Source organism: Bartonella sp. CE47NXGY (genome assembly GCF_042195415.1).
GTDB lineage: Bacteria > Pseudomonadota > Alphaproteobacteria > Rhizobiales > Rhizobiaceae > Bartonella.
Genome location: NZ_JBHIOI010000261.1, coordinates 1 through 620 on the forward strand (window position 1 = coordinate 1; position 620 = coordinate 620).

Sequence of the window (620 nt, forward strand, 5' to 3'; positions counted from 1 at the left end):
GTCATGCCAAATGCTCTCTTCTATAGTGGATTAACCGATATGGCTAAACAAAACGCGCTTTTAGCCAATATCAGAACATCTGTCTTAGGAAAAGAAGAGGAAAAACAAACCGGTTTCTTCCTCTATACTTACGGAAACACAGGAACCTTATCTTCTGAACGCGGACCTCTCAAATATGGTTATGGTGCTGATATCCGCTATGCTGCTCTCCAAGCCGGAGTCACATTCGCAGCATTAGAAGGACAAAATACCACAACACATTTCGGTCTTGTAGGCACCTATGGGCGGCTGTCTTTCACTCCAAAAGATATGGATGATGTAAGTAAGAGCACATTGGATAAATGGTCACTAACAGCTTATGGCAGCGTGCAGCATGACAATGGTTTCTATATGGATACACTCTTGTCCTATGGGATAATAAAGGGAGATATCGGCAATGCTATCATTGGCAAAACCGCAAAATTGCAAAATGCCAAAATGTTTAGTATCTCCACCACTGTTGGCAAAGAGTTTGCAACCGGAATGGAAAGTTTAACATTTGAGCCACAAGCACAAATTGCCTATCAACATTTGATGTTTAATACCATTGAAGATGCTGATAATTTTACCGTTGATATGAA

General features: G+C 40.8%; 1 protein-coding gene. It reads left to right on the forward strand.

Annotated features, from left to right (window positions below; translation table 11 throughout):
- A partial coding sequence (locus ACFIL3_RS10990; RefSeq protein WP_375682298.1) for an autotransporter domain-containing protein occupies nucleotides 1–620 on the forward strand: 620 nt, incomplete at both ends.